This is a genomic window from Micromonospora sp. URMC 105, from assembly GCF_051386295.1.
GTDB lineage: Bacteria > Actinomycetota > Actinomycetes > Mycobacteriales > Micromonosporaceae > Micromonospora.
In genome coordinates this window covers 1-25888 of sequence record NZ_JBPQTL010000079.1, presented here as the reverse complement: position 1 = coordinate 25888, position 25888 = coordinate 1, and the positions used below count along the sequence as shown (strand labels likewise).

Below are 25888 nucleotides of genomic sequence, written 5' to 3'. Positions count from 1 at the left end.
TTCCCCGACCGGTATGTTCCACGTCGGCGGCGCCCGCTCGGCGCTGCAGAACTGGATCTACGCCAAGCAGCAGGGCGGGGTCTTCGTGCTGCGCATCGAGGACACCGACGCGGCGCGCAACAAGCCCGAGTGGACCGAGGGCATCCTGTCCGCGCTGGAGTGGATCGGCATCGCGCGCGGCAGCTACGAGGGCCCGTACTTCCAGTCGCAGTACGCCGGTGAGCACCGCGCCGCCGCCCAGCGGCTCTTCGAGGCGGGCCGGGCGTACTACTGCGACTGCACCCGGGAGGCCGTGCAGGCCCGCACCGGCTCGCAGTACCAGGGCTACGACGGCTTCTGCCGGGACCGGGGCCTGACCCCGGGCGAGGGGCGCGCGCTGCGCTTCCGCACCCCGGACGAGGGCGAGACCGTGGTGGTCGACCTGATCCGCGGCGAGCCGACCTTCGAGAACAAGCTCATCGAGGACTTCGTCATCGCCCGCGGCGACGGTTCCCCGGTCTTCCTGCTGGCCAACGTGGTCGACGACATGACCATGGGGATCACCCACGTGGTCCGGGCCGAGGAGCACCTGCCCAACACCCCGAAGCAGCAGCTGCTCTGGGACGCCCTCGGGGTCAAACCGCCGATCTGGGCCCACGTCCCCGTGGTGGTCAACGAGAAGCGGCAGAAGCTCTCCAAGCGCCGCGACAAGGTCGCCCTGGAGGCGTACAAGGACGAGGGCTACCTCGCCGACGCGATGCGCAACTACCTGATGCTGCTCGGCTGGGCGCCGTCGGGCGACCGGGAGATCGTGCCCTGGTCGGTGATCGAGGAGGAGTTCCGCCTGGAGGAGGTCAACCCCTCGCCCGCCTTCTTCGACGAGAAGAAGCTGCGTGCCTTCAACGGCGAGTACATCCGGGCGCTGCCGGTCGACGAGTTCGTGGCCGCCTGCCGGCCCTGGCTGACCGGCACCGACACCATCGCGCCGCCGCCGTGGCAGCCGGCCGAGTTCGACGCCGAGGCCTTCGCCGCGGTGGCGCCGCTGGCCCAGACCCGGATCGCGGTGCTCAGCGAGATCGTGCCGAACGTCGACTTCCTCTTCCTGGCCGATCCGCTGATCGACGAGGCCGCCTGGGCCAAGGCGATGAAGGAGGGCGCGGCCGACCTGCTCGACGCGGCGATCGCCGCGTACCAGGGGCTGGAGTCGTGGGACGCCGAGTCGCTGAAGGCGACCCTGGAGGCGGTGGGCGCGGAGCGCGGCCTGAAGCTGGGCAAGGCGCAGGCGCCGGTCCGGGTCGCGGTCACCGGCCGCACCGTGGGGCTGCCGCTCTTCGAGTCGCTGGAGGTGCTCGGCCGGGAGCGCACCCTGAGCCGGCTCCGCGCCGCCCGGGTCCGCCTGGTCTGAGCCGTACCGCGAAAGGGCCCGCCGGCGAACCGGCGGGCCCTTCGTCGTCCGCGCTACCGGGACCGGCGCGGCCCGGACGCTCAGCCGCGGCCGGCGCGGCGGCGCAGCACGACGGCGGCCAGTCCGGCCACCACCAGCCCGGCGACGAGCAGCCAGGGCCAGACCGGCGCGCCGTCGTCGTCCGCGTCGGCGGCGGGGACGGCCGGGCCGGCCGTGGTCGCGGCGCCCGGCGACGGCGAGGCGGACCCGGTGGGCACCGACGGGGACGCCGACGGCGGCAGGGCGGAGCCCGCGGGCGCCGACGGCGGTGACGCGGACGCCGACTCGGCCGGCGTACCGGTGGTGAGGGTGAAGCGCACCTCGCCCTTGACCGGGTGGCCGTCGCTGGACGAGAGCTGGTAGCCGACGATGTAGAGCCCGGCCCGGCCGGGCTTGAACGGCACGGCGACCCGGCTGCCGGTGAAGCTCGGCGCGCCGCCGGCGGCCGGGACGTTGTCCGGTCCGACCACTGTGATCTTCGTCGTAGCCGGGTCGACCCGGGCCAGGAAGCGCAGCTCGATCCGGGCGGGCGCCGCGGCGATCCGGGCGCCGTCGGCCGGATCGCTGCCGGTCAGCGAGTTGTGCGCGGCCGCCGGCGTCGCCGGCAGCAGCAACGACACACCGAGCGCCACGCCCACAACGGCTAGCGAGGTACGCGCCGTACGTGCGACCCTGCCCCCCATGAACCCCTCCGCAAAGGTAAGATCCGCCCGCTGATCAACGGCTGATCCATTAGTCGGGCCCGGATCACAGATAGTTCCAGATAATGGTCCAGCAGCTGCAACCAAGCGCCGTTCTGCGGAGTCTTTGAGGTGGGGATCCCGCGGCTCGCGGGCACGGTCACCGCCATCGACCGACCAACGCGTGACCTGCAGCACAGCCACCCATCGAACGGGGCGAGGAGGCGGCGATGGTCGGAAAGGTGAGACGGTTGCTCGGCATGGTGGCCGCCGTGACGGCAGCGGCGGTGCTGGGCTTCGGGACGGCCGCACCCGCCGAGGCGAGCCGCGCGGGACGGGCCGCTCCGAAGCCGCCCCCCGCCGGGGTGGACATCACCGGCGACGGGCTGACCGAACCGCTGCGGCTGCGCGCCGACAGCCACCCCGCCCACGTGCTCGCGGTCATCGACCAGGTCAACTGGTTCGGCCGCACCGGGGCCGCCTCCGGTCCCAAGCCGGCCGACCTCGGTCCGAAGTACACGATCGTGGTGCTCGCCGGCGACGCGCCGAAGCAGACCTTCGACCTCTACCCGCTCGCCAAGGGCGGGCCCCGGGCGTTCCGGCCGGCGAAGCAGCCGGACTCCCGCAAGACCAGCGCCGGCTGGTTCCTCGGCCGGCTCAACATGTCGGAGACGCTGCGGACCGCCGGAGTGCCGCTGGAGCGGCAGTTCGACACGGTCAGCGGCGGCGTCGGCGGCGGCGAACGGGTCATCCCGGAGGACTCCCTCAACCCGGGCCGGGACATCGACGCCGCGATCAGCGAGCTGCAGCGCCTGCTGCTGCTCAACGCCGGGGTGCTGCTGGTGATCACCGCCGGGCTGGCCGGGATCGCGCTGCTGATCCGCCGCCGCACCCGCTGAGCCACCGCTGACCCTGCGCACCCACTGAGCCGGGCGCGGCACCGGGCGGCTCAGACCTCCAGCACCACCTTGCCGCGGACGTGCCCCGCCTCCACCAGGCGCTGCGCGTCCGCGGCCTGCGCCAGCGGGAACGTCCGTGCCACGTGCACGGCCAGCCGGCCGGCGTCGACGAGCCCGGCCAGCACGGTGAGGTCCTGGGTGGACGGCTTGACGAAGACGTAGCTGCCACCGAGCCGGGTCACGTGCTCCGGGTCGGCGGTGGAGACCAGGCGGGCGGCACGGGCCAGCAGCGCGGCGGAGACGTCCAGCGCCTCCCCGCCGAACAGGTCCAGCGCCACGTCCACCCCGTCGGGCGCGAGGGCGCGGACCCGGTCGGCCAGTCCGGCGCCGTAGCCGACCGGCTCGGCGCCGAGGGCGCGGACGAAGTCGTGGTTGGCCTCGCTCGCCGTGCCGATCACCCGGTCGGCGCCGAGCGCCCGGGCCACCTGCACGGCCAGGTGTCCCACCCCGCCCGAGGCCCCGTGCACCAGCACGGTGTCCCCCGCGCCGGTCCGGGCCAGCTGCAACGCCTGGTACGCGGTGAGTCCGGCCAGCGGCAGGCCGGCGGCCTCCGCCCAGGTCGCCTGCGCGGGCTTGTCGGCCAGGCAGCGCTCGGGGGCCGGGACGAGTTCGGCGTACGTGCCGTACTGGAGGTGGTCGCGGCGGACGTACCCGATCACCTCGTCACCCACCGCGAACCCGGCGACCGCCGGCCCGACCGCCACCACCTCACCCGCCGCGTCCCAGCCGGGCACCAGCGGGAAGTGACCGGGGATCGCGGTGGCCAGGTAGCCCTCGCGGACCTTCCAGTCGACCGGGTTCACACCTGCCGCGCGGACCCGCACCAGCACGGTGTCGGGGCCCACCGGTGGGTCCGGCAGGTCCCGCAGGGCGAGCTGCTCGGCAGGGCCGTACGCGTCGATCGCGATCGCCTTCACCCTGCTCACGCTAGCGGCCGGACGGCCGTCAGGTGGTCAGCACCAGCGGTGCGGGGGCCGTTCCCGGCGATCGGGGCGGCGGCGGGGCCGGACCGGGCCGTGCCGGTGCGCGCCGGCCCAGCCGGCCAGGTCGCTGCGGCAGGCCCGAGGGGCCGGTGGGGCGGGCTCGGCCGACGGGTCCGGCTCGGCGGCCGACGGGCGGGGACCCGGCTCGACGCCGCGCGGGCGCGAGGCCGGCGGCTCCGGCGCGGCCGGCTCGGTGGACCGCTGCCGGGGCACCGCCACCTCCTCGTCGGCCCGCTCCGGCGCCCGGCCGGCCTGCTCGGCCGGGCAGGGCACCGCCGCGAGCCGGCGGTGGGGCCGCATCGGCCCCTGCTGCTCGTGGTGGCTGAGCCGGCAGGGCTCGCCCTGGGCGCAGCCGTGTTCGGCCTCCCCGTGCGCCATCACCGGTCTCCTCACGCTCGCGTCGCGCGCCGGGAGGTCGCCCCGGCGCCCACGCCACCGTACTGGCCGACACCGACGCCGTTTGCAGCGCGTACCCGGGAGTCAGCTCCGGGGGCGGCGCGGGAAGATCGTCTCCCAGAGCGGGAAGGCGACCAGCCAGACCAGGATGGCCACGGTGAGGTTGCGGATCCAGTTCACCAGCTCACGGGTGCGCTCGGCGTCGTCGACGTAGACGATGGCCGCGCCGAGCAGGGCGCAGGCGATCGCCCAGCCGAGCAGCGCCTTGCCCCACTCCCGCCACTCGTGCCGGGTGCGGGCCCAGCCGTGCCGGGGCGGCCGGACCGGCGGGGGCCCGCCGGCGAAGCGGTGGGCGAAGCGCTGGTCGGCCCAGCGGACCATCGAGTGACCGAAGGCCACCGAGAAGCCGAGGTACGCCGCGGCCAGCCCGTGGGTGACGTTCGCGGTCGCCCCGCGCCGCAGGTCCAGCACCGTCGCCACCAGCAGCACCAGGTCGACCAGGGGCACACAGACCAGCAGGGCCGTGCCCAGCCGTGGCCGGCGCAGCAGGTACCGGGCGGCCAGCCCGGCGCCGAGCACCACCCAGAACCCGATCTCGCACGCGGCGATCACCGCCAGCAGCATCCGTACCTCCCCGTCGTCGGTCTCCAGCGTCCTCGGCGACCGGCGGCACCGCCTCGACGGCGGGAACGAGATCGAGGTCCATCCTTCGACGGACCCGGGCACGGCGACGCGGGACCGGGTACCTCCTTCGGCGGAGGCCGCCGGTGCCGGGCTCCTCCCGCGGACGGAGGGCGGGCGGCGCCGGGTGTGGTGGGATCGGGTCATGCGGACGCCGGCCTGGATCGGCTCCGGCACGCCCGGGCGCGACCTGGCGCTGGCCGGGGTCGCGCTCGCCGGTGGCCTGGTTCTCCACGGCGTCGGATTCCAGCCGCAGCTCCCCTGGCATCCGCCGGCGCCGGAGGCGCTCTTCCTGGCGCCGCTGGCGGTGATCTGCGTGGCCGTCGGGCTGCGCCGGGCGGCCCCCCGGACCGGCCTGGCCCTCGGCACCGGCGCGGTGCTGGCCGACGCGGCGCTCGGGGTGTCGCTGGGCACCCCGCTGGTCTACACCCAGGTGCTCTACGACGCCTGCGTGTACGGCCCGGCCCGGCTGTGGCGCCGGCTGGTGCGGGCCACGGTCGGGCTCAGCGCGGCCGGCGCGGTGGCCGGTGCGCTGCTGTGGGGCTGGCGCGGCGTCGCCCTGGGGGTGCCGTTCGTGCTGGCCGGCGTGCTGCCCGTCCTCACCGGGGTGAGCGTGCGCCAGTACCGGGACCAGGCCGCGGCGGAACGGGCCCGGGCCGAACAGACCGCCCGCCTGGTCGAGCTGGACCGCCGCCAGGCGGTGCTGGCCGAGCGGGCGCGGATGGCCCGGGAGCTGCACGACGTGGTGGCCAACCACCTCAGCGCGGTGGCCCTGCACGCCACCGCGGTGCTCTCCGCGCCGCGGCTGGACCGCGACCGGGTGGACGCGGCGCTGCGGGTGATCCGGGAGAGCAGCGTGCAGGGCATGGCCGAGATGCGCCAGCTCATCGGCCTGCTCCGCGGCCCGGCCGGCGAGGACCCGGCCGAGGGCCCCACCCGGGTACGCCTCGACGAACTGGACCGGCTGATCGCGCGGGTGACGGCGGCGGGCCTGACGGTGCGCGCCACCGTCACCGGGACGCCCCGGCCGCTGCCGGTGGGGGTGGACCTGGCGGCGTACCGGATCGTGCAGGAGTCGCTGACGAACGCGCTGCGCCACGGCGCGGGCGCGGCGGAGCTGAGCGTCGCGTACGAGCCGGCGGAGGTGGTGGTGACGGTGCGGAACCCGCTCGGTGGCGGGACGGGGCGGCTGCCGGGCGCGGGTGCCGGGCTGATCGGCATGCGGGAGCGGGCGGCGCTGCTGGACGGGCGGTTCTCGGCCGGGCCGGAGGACGGGCAGTGGCAGGTCCTGGCCGCCCTGCCCACCGGGGCGTCCGGATGACCGCCCGGGTGCGGGTGGTGCTCGCCGACGACCAGGACGCCGTCCGGGCCGGCCTGGCGCTGATCCTGTCGACCGCACCGGAGATCGAGGTGGTCGGCGAGGCCGGCGACGGCGAGGAGGCGGTGCGGCTCTGCCGGGACCTGCGCCCCGACGTGGCCGTGCTGGACGTCCGGATGCCTCGGCTGGACGGGATCTCCGCCACCCGCGAGATCGTCGCCGAACAGCTGGCCGACGTGCTGGTGCTCACCACCTTCGGCCTCGACGAGTACGTCTTCGCCGCGCTGCGGGCCGGCGCGGCCGGCTTCCTGCTCAAGGACACCGACGCGCCCGGACTGGTCGCGGCGGTGCGGACCGTCGCACGGGGCGAGGGGATCATCGCCCCGGCGGTCACCCGGCGGCTGATCACCGCCTTCGCGCGCAGCGCTCCGCCGGCGCCGGCGGCGGCCCGGTCGGCGGTGGCGGCCCTGACGCCCCGGGAGCGCGACGTGCTCGCCTGCCTCGGCGCCGGGCTGTCCAACCAGCAGATCGCGCAACGGCTGGCGATGGCGGAGAGCACCACCAAGACCCACGTCAGCCGGATCCTGGCGAAACTGGAGCTGCGCAGCCGGGTGCAGGCCGCCATCCTCGCCCAGGAGCTGGGGCTGACCGCGCCCCGCTGACCGCCCGCCGTGAAGGGCCAGGTCAGCACGTGTCAGGCTGGACCGGTGAGCGAGCCGGGCGGGATGGAGCTGTCGGCCACGCTGCGCCGGATCGAACGGGCGGCGGGGGCGTTGGCCACCGCCAGCGTGGCCCGGATGGACGAGACCCTGCCCTGGTTCCGCGAGCTCCCCGCCGACCAGCGCTCCTGGGTCATGCTGGTGGCGCAGGCCGGCGCCCGGTCCCTGGTGCACTGGCTGCGCTCCGGCGGCGGCAGCGCGGACAGCACCCAGGAGGTCTCCGACGAGGTCTTCGCCACCGCGCCGGAGGCCCTCGCCCGCTCGATCAGCCTCCAGCAGACGGTGGCGCTGATCAAGGTGACCATCGACGTGGTCGAGGAGCAGGTGTCGCACCTGGCCGCCCCGGGCGAGGAGCAGCAGTTGCGCGAGGCGGTGCTGCGCTTCTCCCGGGAGATCGCCTTCGCCGCCGCCCGGGTCTACGCCCGGGCCGCCGAGTCCCGCGGGTCCTGGGACGCCCGGCTCCAGGCGCTGCTGGTCGACGCGCTGCTGCGCGGCGACTCCCCCGACGTGCTGGCCAGCCGGGCGGCGGCGCTGGGCTGGACCGACGCCCCGCCGGTGGCGGTGGCGGTGGGCCGCTCCCCCGGCGGGGAGGTGGCCGCCGTGCTGCACACCGTCTACCGCCAGGCCCGGCGCATCGGCGTGGAGGTGATCGGCGGCGTGCACGGCGACCGGCTGGTCATCGTGCTCGGCGGCGCGGCGGACCCGGTGGCCGCCACCGAGAAGCTGCTGCCCGCGTTCGGGGAGGGGCCGGTGGTGGTCGGGCCGGCCGTGCCCAGCCTGGACGAGGCGACGGAGTCGGCCCGGGCGGCGCTGGCCGGGTTCCGCGCCGCGCCGGCCTGGCCCACCGCGCCGCGCCCGGTGCCGGCGGCGGAGCTGCTGCCCGAGCGGGCCCTCGCCGGCGACGCCGAGGCCCGCCGACGGCTGCGGCACGACGTGTACGCAGTGCTGGTCCGCGCCGGCGGCGAGCTGCTGGAGACCCTGGACGCCTTCTTCACCGCGGGCGGGACGCTGGAGAGCGCGGCCCGGTCGCTCTTCGTGCACCCGAACACGGTCCGCTACCGGCTGCGCCGGATCTCCGAGGTGACCGGCTTCACGCCGCTGTCGCCGCGGGACGCGTTCGCCCTCCAGGTGGCGCTGACCGTCGGGCGGCTCGACCCGATCGTCCCGGGGGTCACTGCCGTCCCGACCCAGACAATGCCCCCAGGCGTCAGGAAAACGTCACAGACGGGTGATGAGCGCCGTTGATTTTTGTAGGAACCCTCCAAAGGTCCTAGTGCGGTTTGGTCGGCGACGACACAGCGCTACCCACAGGTATCCGGGAGAGTCATAGACGTGCTCGCCGTACTCTCTCCCGGCCAGGGTTCCCAGAAACCCGGCTTCCTGACTCCCTGGCTCGACCTGCCCGGCACCGAAGCCCGCCTGCGCTGGTGGTCCGCGCTCGCCGGGGTCGACCTGGTGCGCCTCGGCACCGTGGCCGACGCCGACGAGATCAAGGACACCGCCCGTACGCAGCCACTGCTGGTCGCCGCGGCCCTGCTCGCCGCCGAGCACCTGCCGATGTACGACGTCGCGGTCACCGCCGGGCACAGCGTCGGTGAGCTCGGTGCGGCCGCGCTCGCCGGGGTGCTCCCGGCCGAGGCGGCGATCACCCTCGCCGGGGTACGCGGCCGGGAGATGGCCGCCGCCTGCGCCCTGGAGCCCACCGGGATGGCCGCCGTGCTCGGCGGCGACCCGGACGAGGTGCTCGCCGCCATCACGGCGCACGGGCTGCACCCGGCCAACCGCAACGGCGCCGGTCAGATCGTCGCCGCCGGCGCGCTCGACGCGCTGGACAAGCTCGCCGCCGAGCCGCCGGCGAAGGCCCGGATCACCCGGCTGAAGGTGGCCGGCGCGTTCCACACCCCGTACATGGCCCCGGCCGAGGCCGCGCTGGCCGGCGTGGCCGCCGGGATCACCCCGGCCGAGCCGGTCCGGATCCTGCTGTCCAACCTCGACGGCTCGGCGGTCAACCACGGCCGCGAGATGGTGCAGCGGCTGGTCCGCCAGGTCACCGCGCCGGTCCGCTGGGACCTGTGCATGCGGACCCTGGCCGACCTCGGCGTCACCGGCGTGGTCGAGCTGCCTCCGGCCGGCACCCTGGCCGGCCTGGTCAAGCGGGAGCTGAAGGCCACCGGCGTGCCCGAGATCGTCACCCTCAACACCCCCGACGACCTGCCCGCCGCGCGCGACCTGATCGCCCGGCACAGCGGGCTGCGCGGCCACGAGCCGGTGATCCAGTTCCGGGTGGTGGTCTCCCCCGCCGCCGGGACGTTCGCACCGGCGGAGGAGCTCGCCGAGGGCGCCGACCTCCGCACCGGCCAGGTGATCGGCCACATCGCCACCCGGCAGGGCCCGGTCGAGGTGACCGCGCACGACAGCGGCCTGCTCACCGAGTGGCTGGCCCACCACGACGACCCGGTCGCGCCGGGCCAACCCCTCGCCCGCATCGGAGGCCCCGCATGACCGGCAGCCGGATTCTCGCCATGGGCCACTACCAGCCCTCCCGCGTGGTCACCAACGACGACATCGCCCAGCTGGTCGACACCAACGACGAGTGGATCCGGGACCGGGTCGGCATCGTGACCCGGCGGATCGCCGACGGCGAGACCGTGGCCGACATGGCGACCGCCGCCGCCGGCAAGGCGCTGGCCAACTCCGGCCTCACCGCCGCCGACATCGACCTGGTCGTGGTGGCCACCTGCACGTCGATCGACCGCAGCCCGAACGTGGCCTGCCGGGTCGCCGCCAAGCTGGGCATCACCGCCCCGGGCGCGTACGACATCAACACCGCCTGCTCGGGCTTCGCCTACGCCCTCGGCACGGTGGACCACGCGATCCGGGCCGGGGCGGCGCGCAACGCGATCGTCATCGGCGCGGAGAAGCTCTCCGACTTCACCGACTGGACCGACCGCTCCACCTGCATCATCTTCGGCGACGGCGCCGGGGCCGCCGTGGTCACCGCCACCGCCGAGGGCGAGCCCGCCGGGGTCGGCCCGGTGGTCTGGGGATCGGTGCCGGAGAAGAGCGACGCGGTACGCATCGAGGGCTGGCGCCCGTACATCGCGCAGGAGGGGCAGGCGGTCTTCCGCTGGGCCACCACCGCGCTGGCTCCGCTGGCCCTGCAGGCGTGCGAGCGGGCCGGGGTCGACCCGTCCGAGCTGGCCGCGTTCGTGCCGCACCAGGCCAACGCCCGGATCATCGACGGCATCGCCAAGCGGCTGAACATCCCGCAGGCGATCATCGCCAAGGACATCGTCGAGTCCGGCAACACCTCGGCGGCGAGCGTGCCGCTGGCCCTGTCCAAGCTGATCGAGCGGCGGGAGGTGCCCTCGGGCGCCCCGGTGCTGCTCTTCGGCTTCGGCGGTGGCCTGACCTACGCGGGTCAGGTCGTCCGCTGCCCCTGATGACCCCCTGCGGCGCGACAGCGCCGAGGAGCGGGGGGGGGGGGGGGGGGGGGGGGGCGGCGCGGCCCGCCGAGCAACCCCCGATGAAAGGAACCAACCGCAATGACCCGTGACGAGATCACCACCGGCCTCGCCGAGATCCTCGAAGAGGTTGCCGGGGTGAACCCGGACGACGTGGCCGAGGGGAAGTCCTTCACCGACGACCTCGACGTCGACTCGCTCTCCATGGTGGAGGTCGTGGTGGCGGCCGAGGAGAAGTTCGGCGTCAAGATCCCGGACAACGAGGTGCAGAACCTGAAGACCGTCGGGGACGCCGTCACCTACATCGAGGCGCAGTCCTGATATGAGTCGCACCGACGTCGTCGTCACCGGGCTCGGCGCGACCACCCCGCTGGGCGGGGACGTCGCGTCGACCTGGGACGCCATGCTCGCCGGCCGCTCCGGGGTGAGTGCGCTCACCCAGGAGTGGGCCGGGCAGTTGCCGGTCCGGATCGCGGCCCAGCTGGCGGTCGACCCGGCCGGCCTGCTGGACCGGGTCAAGCTGCGCCGGCTCGACCGTTCCGAGGCGATCGCGATCATCGCGGCGCAGCAGGCCTGGGCGGACGCCGGCCTGGCCGACTCCGGGCTGGACCCGGACCGGCTGGGCGTCAGCGTCGGCTCCGGCATCGGCGGCGCGCTGACCCTGCTCGCCCAGGACGACATCCTGGAGGCCTCCGGCCCCCGCCGGGTCTCCCCGCACACCATCCCGATGCTGATGCCGAACGGCCCCGCCGCCTGGGTGGGGCTGGAGCTGGGCGCCCGGGCGGGCGTGCACTCGGTGGCCAGCGCCTGCGCGACCGGCGCGGAGGCCATCGCGCTCGCCATGGACATGATCCGGGCCGGCCGGGCCGACGTGGTGGTGGCCGGCGGCACCGAGGCGGTCATCCACCAGCTGCCGATCGCCGGCTTCAGCTCGATGCGGGCCATGTCGACCCGCAACGACGAGCCGGAGCAGGCCTCCCGTCCCTGGGACAAGGGCCGCGACGGCTTCGTCCTCGGTGAGGGCGCCGGCATCCTGGTGCTGGAGCGGGCCGAGCACGCCGCCGCCCGGGGCGCCCGGGTGTACGCGCGGCTGGCCGGCTCGGGCATCACCTCCGACGGCTACGACATCGTCCAGCCGCACCCGGACGGTGCGGGCGCGATCCGGGCCATCGCCAAGGCGATCGCCGACGCGGACGTGGCGAAGTCCGACATCGTGCACGTCAACGCGCACGCCACCTCGACCCCGGTCGGTGACATCGCCGAGATCAAGGCGCTGCACGAGGCGCTCGGCGACCACCCGGTGCTGACCGCCACCAAGTCGATGTCCGGGCACCTGCTCGGCGCGGCGGGCGCGCTGGAGTCGATCGCCACCATCCTGGCCATCCGCGACGGTGTCGTACCTCCGACGATCAACCTCGACGACCCGGACGACGGCCTCACCCTGGAGGTGGCCGCCAACAAGGCGCGCCACATGGACATCCCCGCCGCGCTGAACAACTCGTTCGGCTTCGGCGGACACAACGTGGCTCTCGTCTTCACGCGGGCCTGAGACCACAGCCTTGGAGGCTCACGTGACCACCACCGCCGCCGTTGGCGCGGACACATCCACCGTGGACTACCGGGATCCGGAGCTGCGCCTCCGGGCCCTGTTCGACGCCGGCTCGCTGCGCCTGCTGGCGCCGCGGGACACCTCCGGCGTGCTCTGGGCGCGGGGTGAGATCGACGGCACGCCGGCGATCGCGTACGCCACCGACGCCACGAAGATGGGCGGCGCGATGGGCACCGAGGGGTGCCGGCACATCGTCGACGCGATCGACACCGCGGTGCGGGAGCGGGTGCCGGTGCTCGGCCTCTGGCACTCCGGCGGGGCCCGGCTGGCCGAGGGCGTGGTCGCGCTCGACGCCGTCGGCCAGGTCTTCGCCGCCATGGTCCGGGCCTCCGGCCGGGTGCCGCAGATCTCGGTGGTGCTCGGCCCGGCGGCCGGTGGCGCCGCGTACGGTCCGGCGCTGACCGACATCGTGGTGATGAGCGGCGCGGGGCGGATCTTCGTCACCGGTCCCGAGGTGGTCCGCAGCGTCACCGGCGAGCAGGTCGACATGGAGCGCCTCGGCGGCCCCGAGCCGCACGGCCGGCGCTCCGGTGTGGTGCACGTGACCTGCGCCGACGACGAGGCGGCGATGACCGAGTCGCGCAAGCTCGCCGCCCTGCTCGGCCGCCAGGGCCGGCTCTCCCCGGACGACGTGCCGACCGGCGGCGAGGACGGCCACGACCTGACCGCCAAGATGCCGACCGAGACCAACCGGGCGTACGACGTGAAGCCCGTGGTCAAGGCGCTGCTGGACGCCCCCGGCGTAGAGCTGCACGCCAAGTGGGCCCCGAACGTCGTCACCACGCTCGGCCGGTTCGCCGGCCGGACGGTCGGCGTGATCGCCAACAACCCGCTGCGGCTGGGTGGCTGCCTCGACGCGTCCAGCGCCGAGAAGGCGGCCCGCTTCGTGCGGATGTGCGACTCGCTCGGGGTGCCGCTGATCGTGCTGGTCGACGTGCCCGGCTACCTGCCCGGCCTGGGCCAGGAGTGGGACGGCGTGGTCCGGCGCGGGGCGAAGCTGCTGCACGCCTTCGCCGAGGCGGTGGTGCCGCGGGTGACGCTGGTGACCCGCAAGGCGTACGGCGGCGCGTACATCGCGATGAACTCCCGCTCGCTCGGCGCGACCGCGGTCTTCGCCTGGCCGAACGCGGAGGTCGCGGTGATGGGCGCCAGCGCGGCGGTGAACATCCTGCACCGCAAGAGGCTCGCTGCCGCCCCGGCGGAGGAGCGCGAGACGCTGCGCGCGCAGCTGATCGAGGAGCAGATCCGGGTCGCCGGCGGGGTGAACCGGGCGCTGGAGATCGGCGTGGTGGACGACGTGATCAAGCCGGAGGAGACCCGGCGCCGGATCGCCGAGGCGCTCGCCGGCGCCCCGGCCGCACGCGGCGCGCACGGCAACATCCCCCTGTAACCCCGCTCGCACCCGTGGGGGCCCGCGCTAGCGCAGCGCGGGCCCCCACGCTTGGCGATCATGAAGTTGACGGCGATGTGGATCTCTTTCGCTGCCGCCAACCTCATGATCACCGGCTGGGGACCGTGCGGGCGGTTAGGGTGAGGGCCGCCTAGGCCCGAGGAGCACGTTCTGGAAGCGACGGAGATCCGCAAGCTCGCCGCGCTTGAGGACACCCACTGGTGGTACCGCGAGCGGCGGGCCCTGCTGGCCCGGTCGCTGCGCCGGATGGCCGCCGCCGGGACCCGCCCCGGGCGGGCCCTGGACGTGGGCGCGGCCGGCGGCGGCAACACCCGGGTGCTGCGGGCGCACGGGTGGCGGCCGGTGGCCCTGGAGTACAGCGCCGAGGGCGCCGGGGTGGCCCGGGAACGCGGGCTCGAGGTGATCCGGGCCGACGCCCGGCACCTGCCGGTCGGCTCGGCGCGCCTCGGCCTGGTGGTCGCCTTCGACATCCTGGAACACGTCGACGAGGACCAGCTGGCCGCCGCCGAGATCCGCCGCACGCTGCGCCCCGGCGGGACAGCCCTGATCGCGGTGCCCTGCGACATGGCGCTCTGGTCGGCCCACGACGTGGCGGTCGGGCACGTCCGCCGCTACGACCGGGAGTCGCTGCGGGCGGTGGTGGAGAAGGCCGGCCTGGTGGTCGACGAGCTGTGGAGCTGGAACGTGCTGCTGCGCCCGGTCGCCGCCTGGCGGCGGCGGACGTCCACCGGCAGCGACCTGGACGACCTGCACCCCCTGGTCAACCTGGGGCTGCGCACGGTCGTCACCGCCGAGCGGTACCTGCCGGTGCGCTCGCTGCCCGGGGTCTCGCTGATGCTGCGCGCCCACCGCCCGGCCTGAACCGGCGGCCCCCGCGCGCACGTCCCCTCGGCTAACATCTCCCGGCCGTCACATGGACGGCATGAAATCTGCCGATGGCACGAGATCCGACGGGGGACGTGACACATGATCCGACGGGTGGCCGTACTGGCCGCGCTCACCCTGACCGTGGCGACCGGTTGCGGCGAGGACGGGAAGACGCCCGCCGCCGCGCCGTCGCCGTCGCCGTCGGCGAGTCCGACCGCCTCGCCGGTCGCGGCCGGTGAGCCCTGGTACGACGAGGTCGCCCCGGCCGCCGCCGGCACCGCGGTCGGCCCGAAGGGCAGCGCCTGCCCACTGCCGATCACCTTCTCCGTCCCCGCGAAGTGGAAGGTCAAGGCGGTGACCCCCGGCACGGACTTCCAGATCGGACCGGCCATCCTGCTCTGCGAGATCGACGCGAAGCCGGCCGGGCACATCGGCTTCCTGCGGGTGTGGCGGGTCCAGGGGGCGGCGCCCCGTACGCCGCAGATCACGCTGGACAAGTTCATCGACGACTACGGCTCGGCCGAGGAGCGGCAGTACCGGCGCACCAAGGCCGGCCCGCTGGACTCGTTCGAGGCGACCTGGACCGGTGACGACGGACGTAAGCGGGCGATCCTGGTCTCCAGCCTCTACGGCAAGATCCTGGTGACCCTCGGCGGCTCGGACGACGAGGAGTTCACCGCGATGCTCCCGGCGTACCAGCTGGTCAAGTCGAGCACCAACCTGCCGAAGTGAGCGGGGACGCCCGGCCCGGCAGCGGCGGGCCGGGCGTCAGCGCAGCCGGTAGACGGCCATCCGGCCGTTCTCGTGGCGCAGGTCGGCCAGCCCGGCCAGCTCCGGGGACTCCCGAGCGACCGCGCGGTCGACGACCAGCCAGCGCACGCCGTACCGGTCGCGCAGTTCGGCCAGGCCGGCGGCGGTGGGCGCGCTGAACGCGGCGTCGTTGGCGCGCAGTCGCTCGGCGTCCCAGAACGGGGCGTACGGGCCCTCGGGGAGCCCGACCATCCGGGGCGCGAACGCCCACCCCTCCACCAGCACCGGCCGTTCGGCGTAACCGCTGAGCCAGAACGAGCGGGCGTCGCACCAGCCGCTCACCACCACCCGGCAGTGCACGTTGGTGGCCAGCACGTCCTGCGGCGCGGAGTGCGCGCGCACCCAGCGGGCCGCCTGCACCCGGGAGGCCGGCATCGCCTCCACCGCGTACGCCCCGCCGTTGGTGAAGTGCCGGGCCGCCGCCGCGTCGAGCACCAGGCCAGGCGCGCCGGCCACCAGCAGCGCGGTGAGCAGCACCAGCGGGCCCCGGCCGGCCAGGGCGGGCCAGCGGTCGACCAGTCCCGGCCAGAGCAGGGCCACCAGCACCACCGCCACCAGCAGCGCCCCCGCCCACCACAGCAGCGGCAGCACCGCCGCGTACGGCCGGTCGGACGGCACGGTCGCCGGAAAACGCAGCTGGTACGCGGTCAGCGCCAGCGCCAGGCCGGCCGCGCCCACGCCGAGCAGCACCCGGCCCCGGGCCGGCAGGGCGGCCCGATCCAGCAGCTCGACGAAGCCCCAGCCGGACAGCAGCACCCCGAAGGCGAAACCGGTCCGGGTGAAGTACTGGTTGCTGCTGCCCGGGTGGGCGACCAGCAGGTAGACCGCCGGACCGGCGAGCGCCCCGCCGAGCAGGAAGACCTGCGCCGGCTCCAGCCGCCCCCGGCGCAGCCCGAGCAGCGCCACCACGCCGGCCAGGCGGAGCTGGAGGTTGAGCAGGAAGGCGACCAGCACCGCGGCCCAGAGCAGCACGGTCACCGGGCCGGAGTGCCCCTGCCCGACGTACGGGCGCAGCCCGGAGAACGGCTCCACGGTGACGCCGTGGCTCTCGAAGGCGAAGAGGACGGCGGTGGCGAACACCTGCGCCGCCAGGGCCAGCGCCGCCGCGAGCAGCACCGCCCGCGGCAGCCGCCGCCGGGTCGCCAGGGTGACCGCGGCGGTGAACGCCAGCGCGGCCAGCACCACCGGCACCGAGCTGGCCTTGGCCCCGGTGGAGGCGGCGAGCAGGACGGCGGCCAGCACCCAGGCGCCCCGCCCGACCGGCGGGACGGTGCTGCTCCCGGCCCGGCCGACGATCTCGGCGAGCACGGCGATCAACGGCAGCAGCAGCACCCAGCTGTACGTCATCGACGGGCTGCCCCAGACGATGAAGGTCACCTGGCTGCCGAAGAGCTGCCGCAGGCCGTTCTCGAAGCCGAACTCCCCCACCGTGAACATCAGCCCGGCGGCGACCACCCCGGCGTACGGCCGGCCGGTGACTCGCCAGCCGACCACCGCGACCAGCACGACGGCGAGCGCGCAGAGCGCCGGCACGGCGAGGCGGAAGAAGACCGTGGGCAGGTCGACGCCGCTGACCAGGCTGGCCGCCGCGAGGTGGGCGAAGCCGAACCAGTGGTAGTGCAGCGGTTCCCCCGCCACCTGCGGGACCTCCGGGGGCACCTGGTGGGTGGCCGCCCCGGCCAGCGAGAGCTGGAATGCCAGGTCGATGTACTGGGCCTGCCCCTCGTCGGCGGGGAGCACCGGGTTGACCCGCAGGAACGACTCGTGGAGGTAGAGCGTGAACCCGGCGACCACCGCGGCGACCGACCAGGCCCAGCCGGTCGGCACCGGGGTCGTCGCGCCCGCTCCCCAGTGCCGGCGCAGCCGGGGCACGGCGGCGTACGGCGCCAGCACCGCCACCGGCCAGAGCCGCAGCCAGCCCGGCAGGCCGGCGGCGGTGCAGGCGGCCCAGGCGGCCAGCTCCAGCACCAGCCCGAGGGCGGCACCCAGCGCGACGTCCTCGACCAGGGTGTGCGGGCGGCGGCGCAGGGTGCGCCAGAGCAGGGTGCCGGGCAGCACCACGGCGAGCGCGCCGTAGAGCGTGTACCGGACGATCGCGGGCGCGGGCGTGCCGGCGGCGAGCAGGGTGACCGCGACGAAGGCGTACCCGCAGAGCGCCGGCGCGAAGCGGGCCAGGGCCGGTCGACGACGCGGCGGGGCAGCGGCCGGGGTGGCGTCGCCGGTGGCGAGGGCGGTCACCGCAGGCTGTCGGCCAGCTCGTCCGCACCGGCCTCCGCCGGCCCGGCGGCCCCGTCGGCGGCGGGTCCGTCGGCCGCCACGTCGGTGCGGTCGGCGGCGGGTCCGTCGGCGCTGGCGGCGCCGGATCCGTCGGTGCGGTCGGCGGCGGGTCCGTCGGTGTCGTCCGCGGCGGGTCCGTCGGCGCTGTCGGCGGCGACGGAGTACGTCGGCCGCCCCTGCACGGCGGTGTAGATGCGGGCCACGTACTCGCCGAGCAGGCCGAGGCAGAGCAGCTGCACCGCGCCGAGGAAGAGGACCGCCACGTAGAGCGAGGGCCAGCCGGAGACCGTGGACCCGGCCAGCCAGGCGAGCACGGCCACCACCACCAGCACCCCGCAGACCGCCACGCCGGCCAGCCCCAGCCAGGTGGCGAAGCGCAGCGGCGCGGCGGAGAAGCTGGTCACGCTCTCGGCGGCCAGCCCGGCCATCCGGGACAGCGGGTACTTGGTCCGTCCGGCGGCCCGCTCGCCGCGCTGGTAGCCGACCTCGCCACTGGGAAAGCCGAGCCAGGGCACCACCAGCCGCAGCACCGGGGCGCGCTCGGGCAGCTCGCGAAGCGCCTCGACGACGGCGCGGCTGAGCAGCCGGAAGTCGCCGGCCTCGGCGGGCACCTGCTTGCCGACCAGGCGGCGCATCAGCCGGTAGTAGCCCGTCGCGGTCCACCGCTTGAACGCGCTGTCGGTGCGCCGGTCGGCCCGGACGCCGTAGACGACGTCGAGGTCCTCGGCACGGGCGAGCCGGAGCATGTCGACGATCGTCTCGGGCGGGTCCTGGAGGTCGGCGTCGATGCTGACCACGTACCGGCCGCGGGCCCGGAGCACCCCGGCGACCAGGGCCGCCTGGTGACCGCTGTTGCGGCGCAGCCGCAGCACCCGCAGCTCGGGCCAGCCGGAGCGCAGCGCGGCCAGCCCGGCACGGGTGCCGTCGGTGCTGCCGTCGTCGACGGCCACCACCTCGTACGGCTCACCGAGGCCGTCGAGGACCGCGCGCAGCCGCCGGGCCAGCAACGGCAGGACGCTCTCCTCGTCGAACATCGGCACCACCACCGAGAGGGCCGGCTCGGGTCGCGTCACGGCGCTCGCCCCTCCCCTGCGTCTTTCCCCTGGTGGACCACCGCACGCTATCAGCCGGACGGGTGCCGTCCGGGCCGGTCGCGGACGGTCCTCAGGCCGCGCAGGTGGTGGCCGGCAGCCCCGGCACCCGCACCGGCGACCGGCCGCCCGGGCGCTGCCGGCCGGCCAGCACGTCGGCCAGGGCGGTCATCGAGGTACGGCTGGAGGAGTAGGTGGCCAGCAGGGTCGGCGAGGTCGCCTTCTCCAGCACGTACGGGGTGTCCATGGCCACCGTCACCGTCGCGTCGGCGCTCAGGTCGCCCGCGCCGTCGCCGTACCCGACCAGGTGCACCTTGGTGCCGCCGCTCGGCACCACGGTCACCCCGGCCGCGGTCAGCGCCTCGGTCAGCGCGGCGCGGGTGCGGTCCCGGCCGGCCGAGGAGGTGACGGTCACCGGGCCACGGACCGGGGCGCCGCAGGAGCCGCGCAGCACGGTCACCGCCGCCGCGGCGAGATCCTGCGCCGCCTTGCGGTGCTCGGTGCTGTTCAGGGTGGACATCGCCGGGGCCGGCCGGTCGGCGAGCTGGAACTTCATGGTCAGCACCCGGGTGGCCGCCTCGACCAGCCGGGCCCGGGGCAGCGACCCGTCGCGCAGCGCGGCGAGCAGCCCGTCGTACGCCTGGCCGACGTGCGGCGTCATCAGGATCAGGTCGTTGCCGGCCAGCAGCGCCCGGACCGCGGCCTCGCCCGGGGACCAGCGCTTGGCCGGCGCCATGTTCATCCCGTCGGTGATCACCACGCCCTTGAAGCCGAGCTGACCGCGCAGCACGTCGGTGAGGAGCTTGCGGGAGAAGGTGGCCGGGGTGCCCGGGTCGACCGCCTTGACGTCGAGGTGGGCCGACATCACCGCCATCGTCCCGGCGTCGATGCCGGCAGTGAAGGGCGGGAAGGCGGTGGCGTCGAGCTCCTTGCGCGGCTGGCCGATTACCGGCAGGTCCTTGTGCGAGTCGGCGGCGCTGAGCCCGTGCCCGGGGAAGTGCTTGACGCTCGCCGCGACGCCGGCGCTCTGCAGGCCCTTGACCGCGCCGGCGACCTGGGCGGACGCCCGCTTCGGGTCGGCGCCGAAGGACCGGGAGCCGATCACCGTGCTGCGGGTGGCCAGCACGTCGGCGACCGGGGCGAAGTCGAGGTTGATCCCCATCGCGGCCAGCTCGGTCCCGGCGGCACGCCAGGCGGCCTCGGTCAGCGCCGGGTCGTCGGCCGCACCGGCGGCGAGCGCGCTGGGCAGGGTGGTCACCCCGTCGGTGATCCGGGTCACCACGCCATACTCCTGGTCGGTGCCGACCAGGAAGGGCGCCGCGCCGGCGGGGAGCTTCGCCGCGGCGGCGCGCAGCCCGGTGGTGAGGTCGCGCACCTGCGCCGGGTTGTCGACGTTGGTGGTGGCCTGGTTGCCGGCGGTCGGGTCGTCGGCGCTGAAACCGACCAGGATCAGCCCGCCGAGGCGGTATTTCGCGATCATCTCGGCGGGGGTGTCGACCCCGGCGAGGGCGCGGTTGCCGGCGGCGGAGGCGGGGGTCACCTTCGTCGCCGAGCTGCCGTACGCGTAGGGCATCAGCACCTGGCCGGCCAGGTCCTCGTCGGCAAGCGTGCCGACCAGCGCGGCGGCCCGCGCGGCCGGGTCCGCCGGCGTGCCGGCCGGGCTCGGCGCGGTGGAGGCCGACGGGCTCGGTGCCGGGCGCGACCGTTCCGGCTCCGCCGAGCACCCGGAGACGAGCAGCGCGGTCAGGGCGGCGAGGGCGACGCCGGCACGTCGCGGTGAGGTCGACACGGGGCCCATCAAACCCGTTGCCGACTTATCGGGGCAACCTGGGCCCGGCACCCGGCCGGTCCGCCGTGCCGGTCCGCCCCCGGGTGTCCGGGTGCGCCGCCGGGCTCAACCGACCCGGGTGAGCAGCGTCACCGGGGCACCGTCCCCGGCGTACCGGTAGGGCTCCAGCTCGGCGTCCCAGGCGGTGCCGAGCGCCTTGTCCAGGGCGTGCGCCAACGCCTCCGGGGCGCGGGCGGTCGCCATGATGCTGCGCAGCCGGTCCTCGCCGAGCTGGATGTCGCCGGCCGCGCCGACGGTGGCGCGGAACAGGCCACGGCCGGGGACGTACATGAAGCGCTCACCGTCGGCGCCCGGACTGGGCTCCTCGGAGACCTCGAAACGGATCATGGGCCACTGCCGGAGGGCAGCAGCCAGCTCGGCGCCCGTCCCCGGGCGGCCGGTCCACCCGCACTCGGCCCGGCGGGCGCCGGGATCGACGGGCTGGGCCGTCCACTGCAGGTTGACCGGCGCGGCGAGGACGCGCGCGATCGCCCACTCGACGTGTGAGCACACGGCGAGCGGGGTCGAGTGGACGTATACGACGCCACGCGTTGGCACGGTGACCTCCCGGAGACCGAGGTGCGTCTTCCCCTACGACCTCGACCACCCGAGTGGTTCCTGCAACACATGATGACTGGTGGGACGGATGGTGCGCCAGGGAATCGGAAAATTCGCCGGGTGGAAATACCCGGACCGGTGAACCCGGTTGTGCTTCCCGACAGGCACGGTGGCCAGCAGGTCATCGTGGTCGTGTACAGTTCTCTGGGCGGTTCTGCGCCGTCGTACATCTTCGCGGGCCGAGGCTCAACCGGGCGTCTCCCGCACAGCCCCCGGACGGTTTCCGTCCTCCCGTACGTCTTGCAAGGAGTACCTCCGTGGCGAGCAACACCTCTAAGACCGCGCGCGCGTCAGTCCGGGCCGGCCAGGCTGGCCAGGGTGGCGCCCTCAGCGTGCTGGGCGAGTTCAAGTACCTCATCCCGCTCAACGGCGGCAAGCACGCCTACGTGCGGAACCTGACCAACGGCAAGACCGCGCACCTGCGCACCGACTCGGACGCCTTCGTCGAGGAGATCCGCGTGCTGGCCGCGGCCGGCCACGCCGCCAAGATCCGCGCCGAGATCAACAACCTCGCCGCCACCCACCCGGGCGACGGCTGGGACAAGACCGAGAAGCGTCTCGTCGAGGCCGGCGTCTTCGAGGGCTGAGCCCTCTCCCCCGAGCCACACCTGGAACCGCCCGTCGGGTAACCCCCGGCGGGCGGTTTCCGTCTGCCCCGGTCCTGGTCTCGGGCACCGTTTGCGGCGTGTCGGGGCGTCCCGGCGCGGGGACACCCCGACACGCCGCATCTCGCGTTGATCTTGACGGGGCGCGGTCAGTGGCCGAGCAGGGCGACCTCGCCGGTGGCCAGGTCGTAGAGGGCGCCGACCACGTCCACCCGCCCCTCGGCGACCGGCCCGGTGAGCAGGTCGTCGGCGCGCAGGGCGGCCACCGTGCGCAGCACGTGCCGGCGTACCGCCATCGGATGTGCCTGCGGGTCGTCCGCCCCCACCTCGGTCACCGCCGGGGCGATCTGGTCCACCACGTACGCCAGCGAGCCGCCCGGCCGGTCCCCGGTGCGCAGGCTCTGCACCGCCGAGGCGACCGCCCCGCAGCGCTCGTGGCCGAGCACCATCACCAGGGGCACCCCGAGCTGGCCCACCACGTACTCGATGGAGCCGAGGACCGCCCGGTCCAGCACGTGCGCGCCGGTGCGGATCACGCAGATCGAGCCGAAGGTCTGGTCGAAGATCGCCTCCAGCGGGACCCGCGAGTCGATGCAGCCGAGCAGCACCGCGTACGGCTGCTGGTCGCCGGAGGCGACGGCCGCGGCGGCGGTGACGTCGTGGCCGTGCACCGGCCGGCCGCTGACGAAGCGGCGGTTGCCGGCCAGCAGGTCGGCCAGCGCGGCCCGGGGCGTCCGCCCCGTTCCCGTGCCCGCACCGGTCATGTCTCCCAGCCTGGTCACGGATCCGACCTCGCGGGGCGGGATGCGAATCTTCTCACCACCACGGTTGGCGTGGTGTCATGACGGGTAGCCGGTGTTACCGCCGGGTCAACTCCGGTGTCAGGGGACCGGGCGGCCCGGGGAGGTAACGATGCCGGAGCATCAGCAGGTACGGCTTCCCGACGACGTGCGCCTGCACGTCGAGGTGACCGGGCCGCCGGACGCCGACGTCACCGTGGTCCTGCTGCACGGCTGGACGCTGGACGGGCGGGCCTGGCACCGCCAGCTCGCCGACCTGACGGCCCGCTTCGGCGAGCGGGTCCGGGTGGTCACCTACGACGCCCGCGGGCACGGCCGCTCCAGCTGCATGGCCCTGCGCACGGCGACCCTGGCCCAGCTCGGCGACGATCTCGCCGCGGTGCTGGACGCGGTGGCGCCCACCGGCCCGGTCGTGCTGGTGGGGCACTCGATGGGCGGGATGACCGTGATGGAGTACGCCCACCGCCACCCCGAGCACTTCGCGGCCCGTACCGCCGGGCTGGTCTTCGTCTCGACCACCGCCGAGGGGCACACGCACACCGTCTACGGGCTGTCGCCGCGCATCGCCCGGCTGATCCGCCTCGCCGAGACCACCGGCGCCGGGGTGCTGGCCCGGTGCGGCTCCTGGCGCCCGCCCCGGGCGCTGCTGCGCGCGCTGCGACCCAGCATCCGCTGGATGCTCTTCGGCGACCGCTGCGACCCGTCCGACATCCGGCTGGTCACCTCGGCGGTGGCCCGCGCCTCGCTGCGCTCGATCGGCGGGTTCCGCGCCTCGATCGGCGCCCAGCACCGGCTGGAGACCCTGGCCGAGCTGGCCCACCTGCCGGCGGCGGCGCTGGTCGGCGACCGGGACCGGCTCACCCCGCCGCCCTGCGCCGAGTCGATCGCCGCCGCGCTGCCGGCGACCGAGCTGACCGTCTGCCCGGGAGGCGGGCACATGCTGATGATGGAGCGGCCGGACGAGGTGAACGCCGCGCTGGCCGCGGTGCTGGGCAGGGTGCTGGCCGGCGCGACGGAGATCGGCGCGACCGACCCGGGGACGACCGGGCCCACACCGACGAAGACGGGCGCGACGGAGCCGACGCCGGCCGGCTGACCGGTCGGTGGAGGGTGTCCGACGTCGCGGTACGCGGCATGGCCCCGACAGGGGGTGGCAGGCTGCCCGTACCCTCATTCCGCCCGGCGTGCGCCCGCGCCCGGCCGCCGCCGTCGCACAGGAGTCCTCACGTTGACCGACCAGACCACCCTGGAGCAGGAGATCGCCGCCGAGCAGCGGCATCTCGACCGGGTGTACGCCCGCCTGGCCGAACTGCGCCGTTCCGCGGCCCAGGCCGAGAAGGAGGGCTACCGGCTGGCCCGGGTGGGCAACTTCGGCGCGCTGGTCGAGCGGGACGCGATGGTCTTCCACGCCGCGCAGCGGCGGCACGTGCTGGACGCCGAGCACGAGGGGCTGGTCTTCGGCCGGCTCGACCTGCGTACCGGGCAGGTGCTGCACGTGGGCCGGCTCGGCGTGCGCGGCGAGAACGCCGAGACGCTGGTGGTGGACTGGCGGGCCCCGGCAGCCGCCGCGTTCTACCAGGCGACGCCGGCCGAGCCGCTGGGCGTGGTGCGGCGGCGCACCATCCAGTCGGCGGCCGAGAAGGTCACCCGGATCGAGGACGACCTACTGGACCCGGAGGCGGCGCCGGCCGACATGGCGGTGGTGGGTGACGGCGCGCTGCTGGCGACCCTGTCCCGGGCCACCGGCCGGGGGATGCGCGACATCGTGGCCACCATCCAGCGGGAGCAGGACGAGGCTATCCGCTCCCCCGGCTCCGGGGTCACCATCGTCTCGGGCGGCCCGGGCACCGGCAAGACGGCCGTCGCCCTGCACCGGGCGGCGTACCTGCTCTATTCCGACCGCAGCCGGTACGCCGGCGGCGGCATCCTGGTGGTCGGCCCGTCCTCGGTCTTCGTGGAGTACATCGCCTCGGTGCTGCCCTCGCTCGGCGAGGAGGCCGCCACCCTGCACTCGCTCGGCTCGCTCTTCCCGGGCATCTCGGCGACCCGGACCGACCCGCCGGAGGTGGCGGCGGTGAAGGGCTCGCTGCGGATGCGAAAGGTGCTGGAGCGCGCGGTCCACGACGCGGTGCCGGACGGCCCCGACGAGCTGCGCCTGCTCTACCGGGGCGCGCTGCTGCGGCTGGAGCGCCGCGAGCTGGACGCCGTCCGGGACCGGGCGCTGTCCCGGGGCGCCCGGCGCAACGAGGTACGGCGGATCGCCTTCGACGCGGTCCTCGCGGCGCTGTTCGCGCAGGCCCGCCGGTTGGCCGTGCCGCGCCTGCCGGAGCAGCGCGCCTTCGAGGACGAGATCATCGAGCGGCCGGAGTTCCGGGAGTTCCTCAAGGCGTGGTGGCCCCGGCTGCACCCGCGGCACGTGCTGGGCTGGCTGGCCCGGCCGGAGCGGCTGCGCCGGTACGCCGGGGGCATCCTGTCCCGGGCGGAGACCGCGCTGCTGACCGAGGCGTACCGGACGCTGGACGCGCAGGGGCCGACGGTGGCCGACATCGCCCTGCTCGACGAGCTGGACGCACTACTGGGCAAGCCGGTGCGGCCGGCGAAGGCGAAGCGCGACCCGTACCAGCTGGCCGGTGGTGTCCGCGAGCTGAGCACGTTCGCCGACCGGCAGCGCGCCGCCCGCGCGGCGGCCCGGGAGCGCCCCGAGGACTACCGCGACTACGCGCACGTGGTGGTCGACGAGGCGCAGGACGTCTCGCCGATGCAGTGGCGGATGGTCGGCCGGCGCGGCCGGCTCGCCTCCTGGACGGTGGTGGGCGACCCGGCGCAGACCGCGTGGACGGGTGATCCGCAGGAGCTGGACCGGGCCCGGGAGCAGGCGCTGGGCCGGCGTCGGCGGCAGCGGTTCGCGCTGACCACGAACTACCGCAACTCCGCGGAGATTTTCGCGGTGGCGGCGGCGGAGATCCGTCGGCTCTACCCCGACCTGGCGCTGCCGACGGCGGTCCGCTCCACCGGCGTGGAGCCGGTCGCGCTGACCGTCGGCGCGGACCGGCTGGCGGCGGCGACCGCCGACGCGGTCGACACGCTGCTCGGCGAGGTGGAGGGCACCGTCGGCGTGATCACGCCGGTGCCGCGCCGCGACGAGGTCGCCGGCTGGCTGGGCGGGCGCGGCGGCGGCCGGCTCCAGGTGGTGACCAGCCTGCAGGCCAAGGGCATGGAGTACGACGGCGTCGTGCTGGTCGCCCCCAGCGAGATCCGCGCCGACCCCGGCTCGGGCGTCCGCACCCTCTACGTCGCTCTCTCCCGCGCCACCCAGCGCCTCACCACCATCGACCCCACCCCCTGACCC

General features: G+C 75.3%; 24 protein-coding genes. 15 read left to right on the top strand and 9 right to left on the bottom strand.

Going from position 1 to position 25888, the window contains the following annotated elements:
• On the top strand, positions 1 to 1384 hold a 1384-nt coding region (gene gltX, locus ACSNN7_RS21930), incomplete at its 5' end, for a glutamate--tRNA ligase (RefSeq protein ID WP_436682823.1).
• Positions 1385 to 1464: 80 nt separating this feature from the next.
• Here the strand turns inward: gltX and ACSNN7_RS21925 are convergent.
• On the bottom strand, positions 1465 to 2055 hold the full coding sequence (locus ACSNN7_RS21925; RefSeq protein ID WP_436682822.1) for a copper resistance CopC family protein: 591 nt from the start codon (positions 2053 to 2055) through the stop codon (positions 1465 to 1467).
• A 278-nt stretch (positions 2056 to 2333) separates the two neighbouring features.
• On the opposite strand from ACSNN7_RS21925, the gene ACSNN7_RS21920 reads away from it, so the two are divergent.
• Positions 2334 to 3002 (top strand): hypothetical protein, encoded by a 669-nt coding sequence (locus tag ACSNN7_RS21920; protein ID WP_436682821.1) that lies wholly within the window; start codon positions 2334 to 2336, stop codon positions 3000 to 3002.
• 50 nt (positions 3003 to 3052) lie between these two features.
• Here ACSNN7_RS21920 and ACSNN7_RS21915 read toward each other — a convergent pair whose 3' ends face one another.
• The 3 genes from ACSNN7_RS21915 to ACSNN7_RS21905 all read right to left on the bottom strand — a co-directional run bounded on the left by ACSNN7_RS21915 (position 3053) and on the right by ACSNN7_RS21905 (position 5065).
• Positions 3053 to 3979 (bottom strand): NADP-dependent oxidoreductase, encoded by a 927-nt coding sequence (locus ACSNN7_RS21915; RefSeq protein WP_436682820.1) that lies wholly within the window; start codon positions 3977 to 3979, stop codon positions 3053 to 3055.
• A gap of 36 nt (positions 3980 to 4015) precedes the next feature.
• Positions 4016 to 4423, bottom strand: coding sequence for a hypothetical protein (locus ACSNN7_RS21910; RefSeq protein ID WP_436682819.1), 408 nt, complete (start codon positions 4421 to 4423; stop codon positions 4016 to 4018).
• A 102-nt stretch (positions 4424 to 4525) separates the two neighbouring features.
• A complete protein-coding gene (locus ACSNN7_RS21905; protein ID WP_436682818.1) occupies positions 4526 to 5065 on the bottom strand; it encodes a hypothetical protein in 540 nt (179 codons plus the stop codon).
• 202 nt (positions 5066 to 5267) lie between these two features.
• Between ACSNN7_RS21905 and ACSNN7_RS21900 the strand changes: the two genes are divergently transcribed.
• The 10 genes from ACSNN7_RS21900 to ACSNN7_RS21855 all read left to right on the top strand — a co-directional run bounded on the left by ACSNN7_RS21900 (position 5268) and on the right by ACSNN7_RS21855 (position 15242).
• A complete protein-coding gene (locus tag ACSNN7_RS21900; RefSeq protein WP_436682817.1) occupies positions 5268 to 6443 on the top strand; it encodes a sensor histidine kinase in 1176 nt (391 codons plus the stop codon).
• Positions 6440 to 7102, top strand: a complete 663-nt coding sequence (locus tag ACSNN7_RS21895; RefSeq protein WP_436682816.1) for a response regulator — start codon at positions 6440 to 6442, stop codon at positions 7100 to 7102. Before ACSNN7_RS21900 ends, ACSNN7_RS21895 begins: the two co-directional genes overlap by 4 nt.
• Before the next feature lie 63 nt (positions 7103 to 7165).
• Positions 7166 to 8404: a PucR family transcriptional regulator gene (locus tag ACSNN7_RS21890; protein WP_436682826.1), complete on the top strand. Its 1239-nt coding sequence runs from the start codon at positions 7166 to 7168 to the stop codon at positions 8402 to 8404.
• 87 nt (positions 8405 to 8491) lie between these two features.
• Entirely contained in the window at positions 8492 to 9661 is a 1170-nt protein-coding gene (locus ACSNN7_RS21885) for an acyltransferase domain-containing protein (protein WP_436682815.1), read from the top strand.
• A complete protein-coding gene (locus ACSNN7_RS21880) occupies positions 9658 to 10602 on the top strand; it encodes a beta-ketoacyl-ACP synthase III (RefSeq protein ID WP_436682814.1) in 945 nt (314 codons plus the stop codon). Before ACSNN7_RS21885 ends, ACSNN7_RS21880 begins: the two co-directional genes overlap by 4 nt.
• A 102-nt stretch (positions 10603 to 10704) precedes the next feature.
• The gene (locus ACSNN7_RS21875) at positions 10705 to 10944 is read left to right on the top strand and encodes an acyl carrier protein (RefSeq protein WP_088960922.1); all 240 of its coding nucleotides are present in this window, start codon (positions 10705 to 10707) and stop codon (positions 10942 to 10944) included.
• A 1-nt stretch (position 10945) separates the two neighbouring features.
• Positions 10946 to 12172, top strand: coding sequence for a beta-ketoacyl-ACP synthase II (fabF, locus tag ACSNN7_RS21870; protein ID WP_436682813.1), 1227 nt, complete (start codon positions 10946 to 10948; stop codon positions 12170 to 12172).
• A 22-nt stretch (positions 12173 to 12194) separates the two neighbouring features.
• Positions 12195 to 13622, top strand: a complete 1428-nt coding sequence (locus tag ACSNN7_RS21865; RefSeq protein ID WP_436682812.1) for an acyl-CoA carboxylase subunit beta — start codon at positions 12195 to 12197, stop codon at positions 13620 to 13622.
• A gap of 171 nt (positions 13623 to 13793) precedes the next feature.
• Positions 13794 to 14504, top strand: a complete 711-nt coding sequence (locus ACSNN7_RS21860; RefSeq protein ID WP_436682825.1) for a class I SAM-dependent methyltransferase — start codon at positions 13794 to 13796, stop codon at positions 14502 to 14504.
• Positions 14505 to 14609: 105 nt separating this feature from the next.
• Complete coding sequence (locus ACSNN7_RS21855) at positions 14610 to 15242, top strand: lipoprotein (protein WP_436682811.1); 633 nt, start codon at positions 14610 to 14612, stop codon at positions 15240 to 15242.
• A gap of 36 nt (positions 15243 to 15278) precedes the next feature.
• On the opposite strand, the gene ACSNN7_RS21850 is transcribed toward ACSNN7_RS21855, so the two are convergent.
• From ACSNN7_RS21850 to ACSNN7_RS21835, 4 genes are all read right to left on the bottom strand, one after another.
• Positions 15279 to 17558 (bottom strand): hypothetical protein, encoded by a 2280-nt coding sequence (locus tag ACSNN7_RS21850; RefSeq protein ID WP_436682810.1) that lies wholly within the window; start codon positions 17556 to 17558, stop codon positions 15279 to 15281.
• On the bottom strand, positions 17555 to 18670 hold the full coding sequence (locus ACSNN7_RS21845; protein ID WP_436682809.1) for a glycosyltransferase family 2 protein: 1116 nt from the start codon (positions 18668 to 18670) through the stop codon (positions 17555 to 17557). The genes ACSNN7_RS21850 and ACSNN7_RS21845 overlap by 4 nt, the downstream gene beginning before the upstream one ends.
• A gap of 91 nt (positions 18671 to 18761) precedes the next feature.
• On the bottom strand, positions 18762 to 20486 hold the full coding sequence (locus ACSNN7_RS21840) for a glycoside hydrolase family 3 protein (RefSeq protein ID WP_436682808.1): 1725 nt from the start codon (positions 20484 to 20486) through the stop codon (positions 18762 to 18764).
• 96 nt (positions 20487 to 20582) lie between these two features.
• On the bottom strand, positions 20583 to 21074 hold the full coding sequence (locus tag ACSNN7_RS21835) for a DUF3145 domain-containing protein (protein ID WP_334450015.1): 492 nt from the start codon (positions 21072 to 21074) through the stop codon (positions 20583 to 20585).
• Between the two features lie 317 nt (positions 21075 to 21391).
• On the opposite strand from ACSNN7_RS21835, the gene ACSNN7_RS21830 reads away from it, so the two are divergent.
• The gene (locus ACSNN7_RS21830) at positions 21392 to 21721 is read left to right on the top strand and encodes a hypothetical protein (protein WP_088960914.1); all 330 of its coding nucleotides are present in this window, start codon (positions 21392 to 21394) and stop codon (positions 21719 to 21721) included.
• Positions 21722 to 21888: 167 nt separating this feature from the next.
• Here the strand turns inward: ACSNN7_RS21830 and ACSNN7_RS21825 are convergent, their stop codons facing one another.
• Complete coding sequence (locus ACSNN7_RS21825; RefSeq protein WP_436682824.1) at positions 21889 to 22503, bottom strand: carbonic anhydrase; 615 nt, start codon at positions 22501 to 22503, stop codon at positions 21889 to 21891.
• Positions 22504 to 22651: 148 nt separating this feature from the next.
• Here ACSNN7_RS21825 and ACSNN7_RS21820 point away from each other — a divergent pair, with 148 nt between their 5' ends.
• Positions 22652 to 23635: an alpha/beta fold hydrolase gene (locus ACSNN7_RS21820; protein ID WP_436682807.1), complete on the top strand. Its 984-nt coding sequence runs from the start codon at positions 22652 to 22654 to the stop codon at positions 23633 to 23635.
• Positions 23636 to 23767: 132 nt separating this feature from the next.
• Entirely contained in the window at positions 23768 to 25885 is a 2118-nt protein-coding gene (locus ACSNN7_RS21815) for a HelD family protein (protein ID WP_436682806.1), read from the top strand.
• Positions 25886 to 25888: the final 3 nt, after the last annotated feature.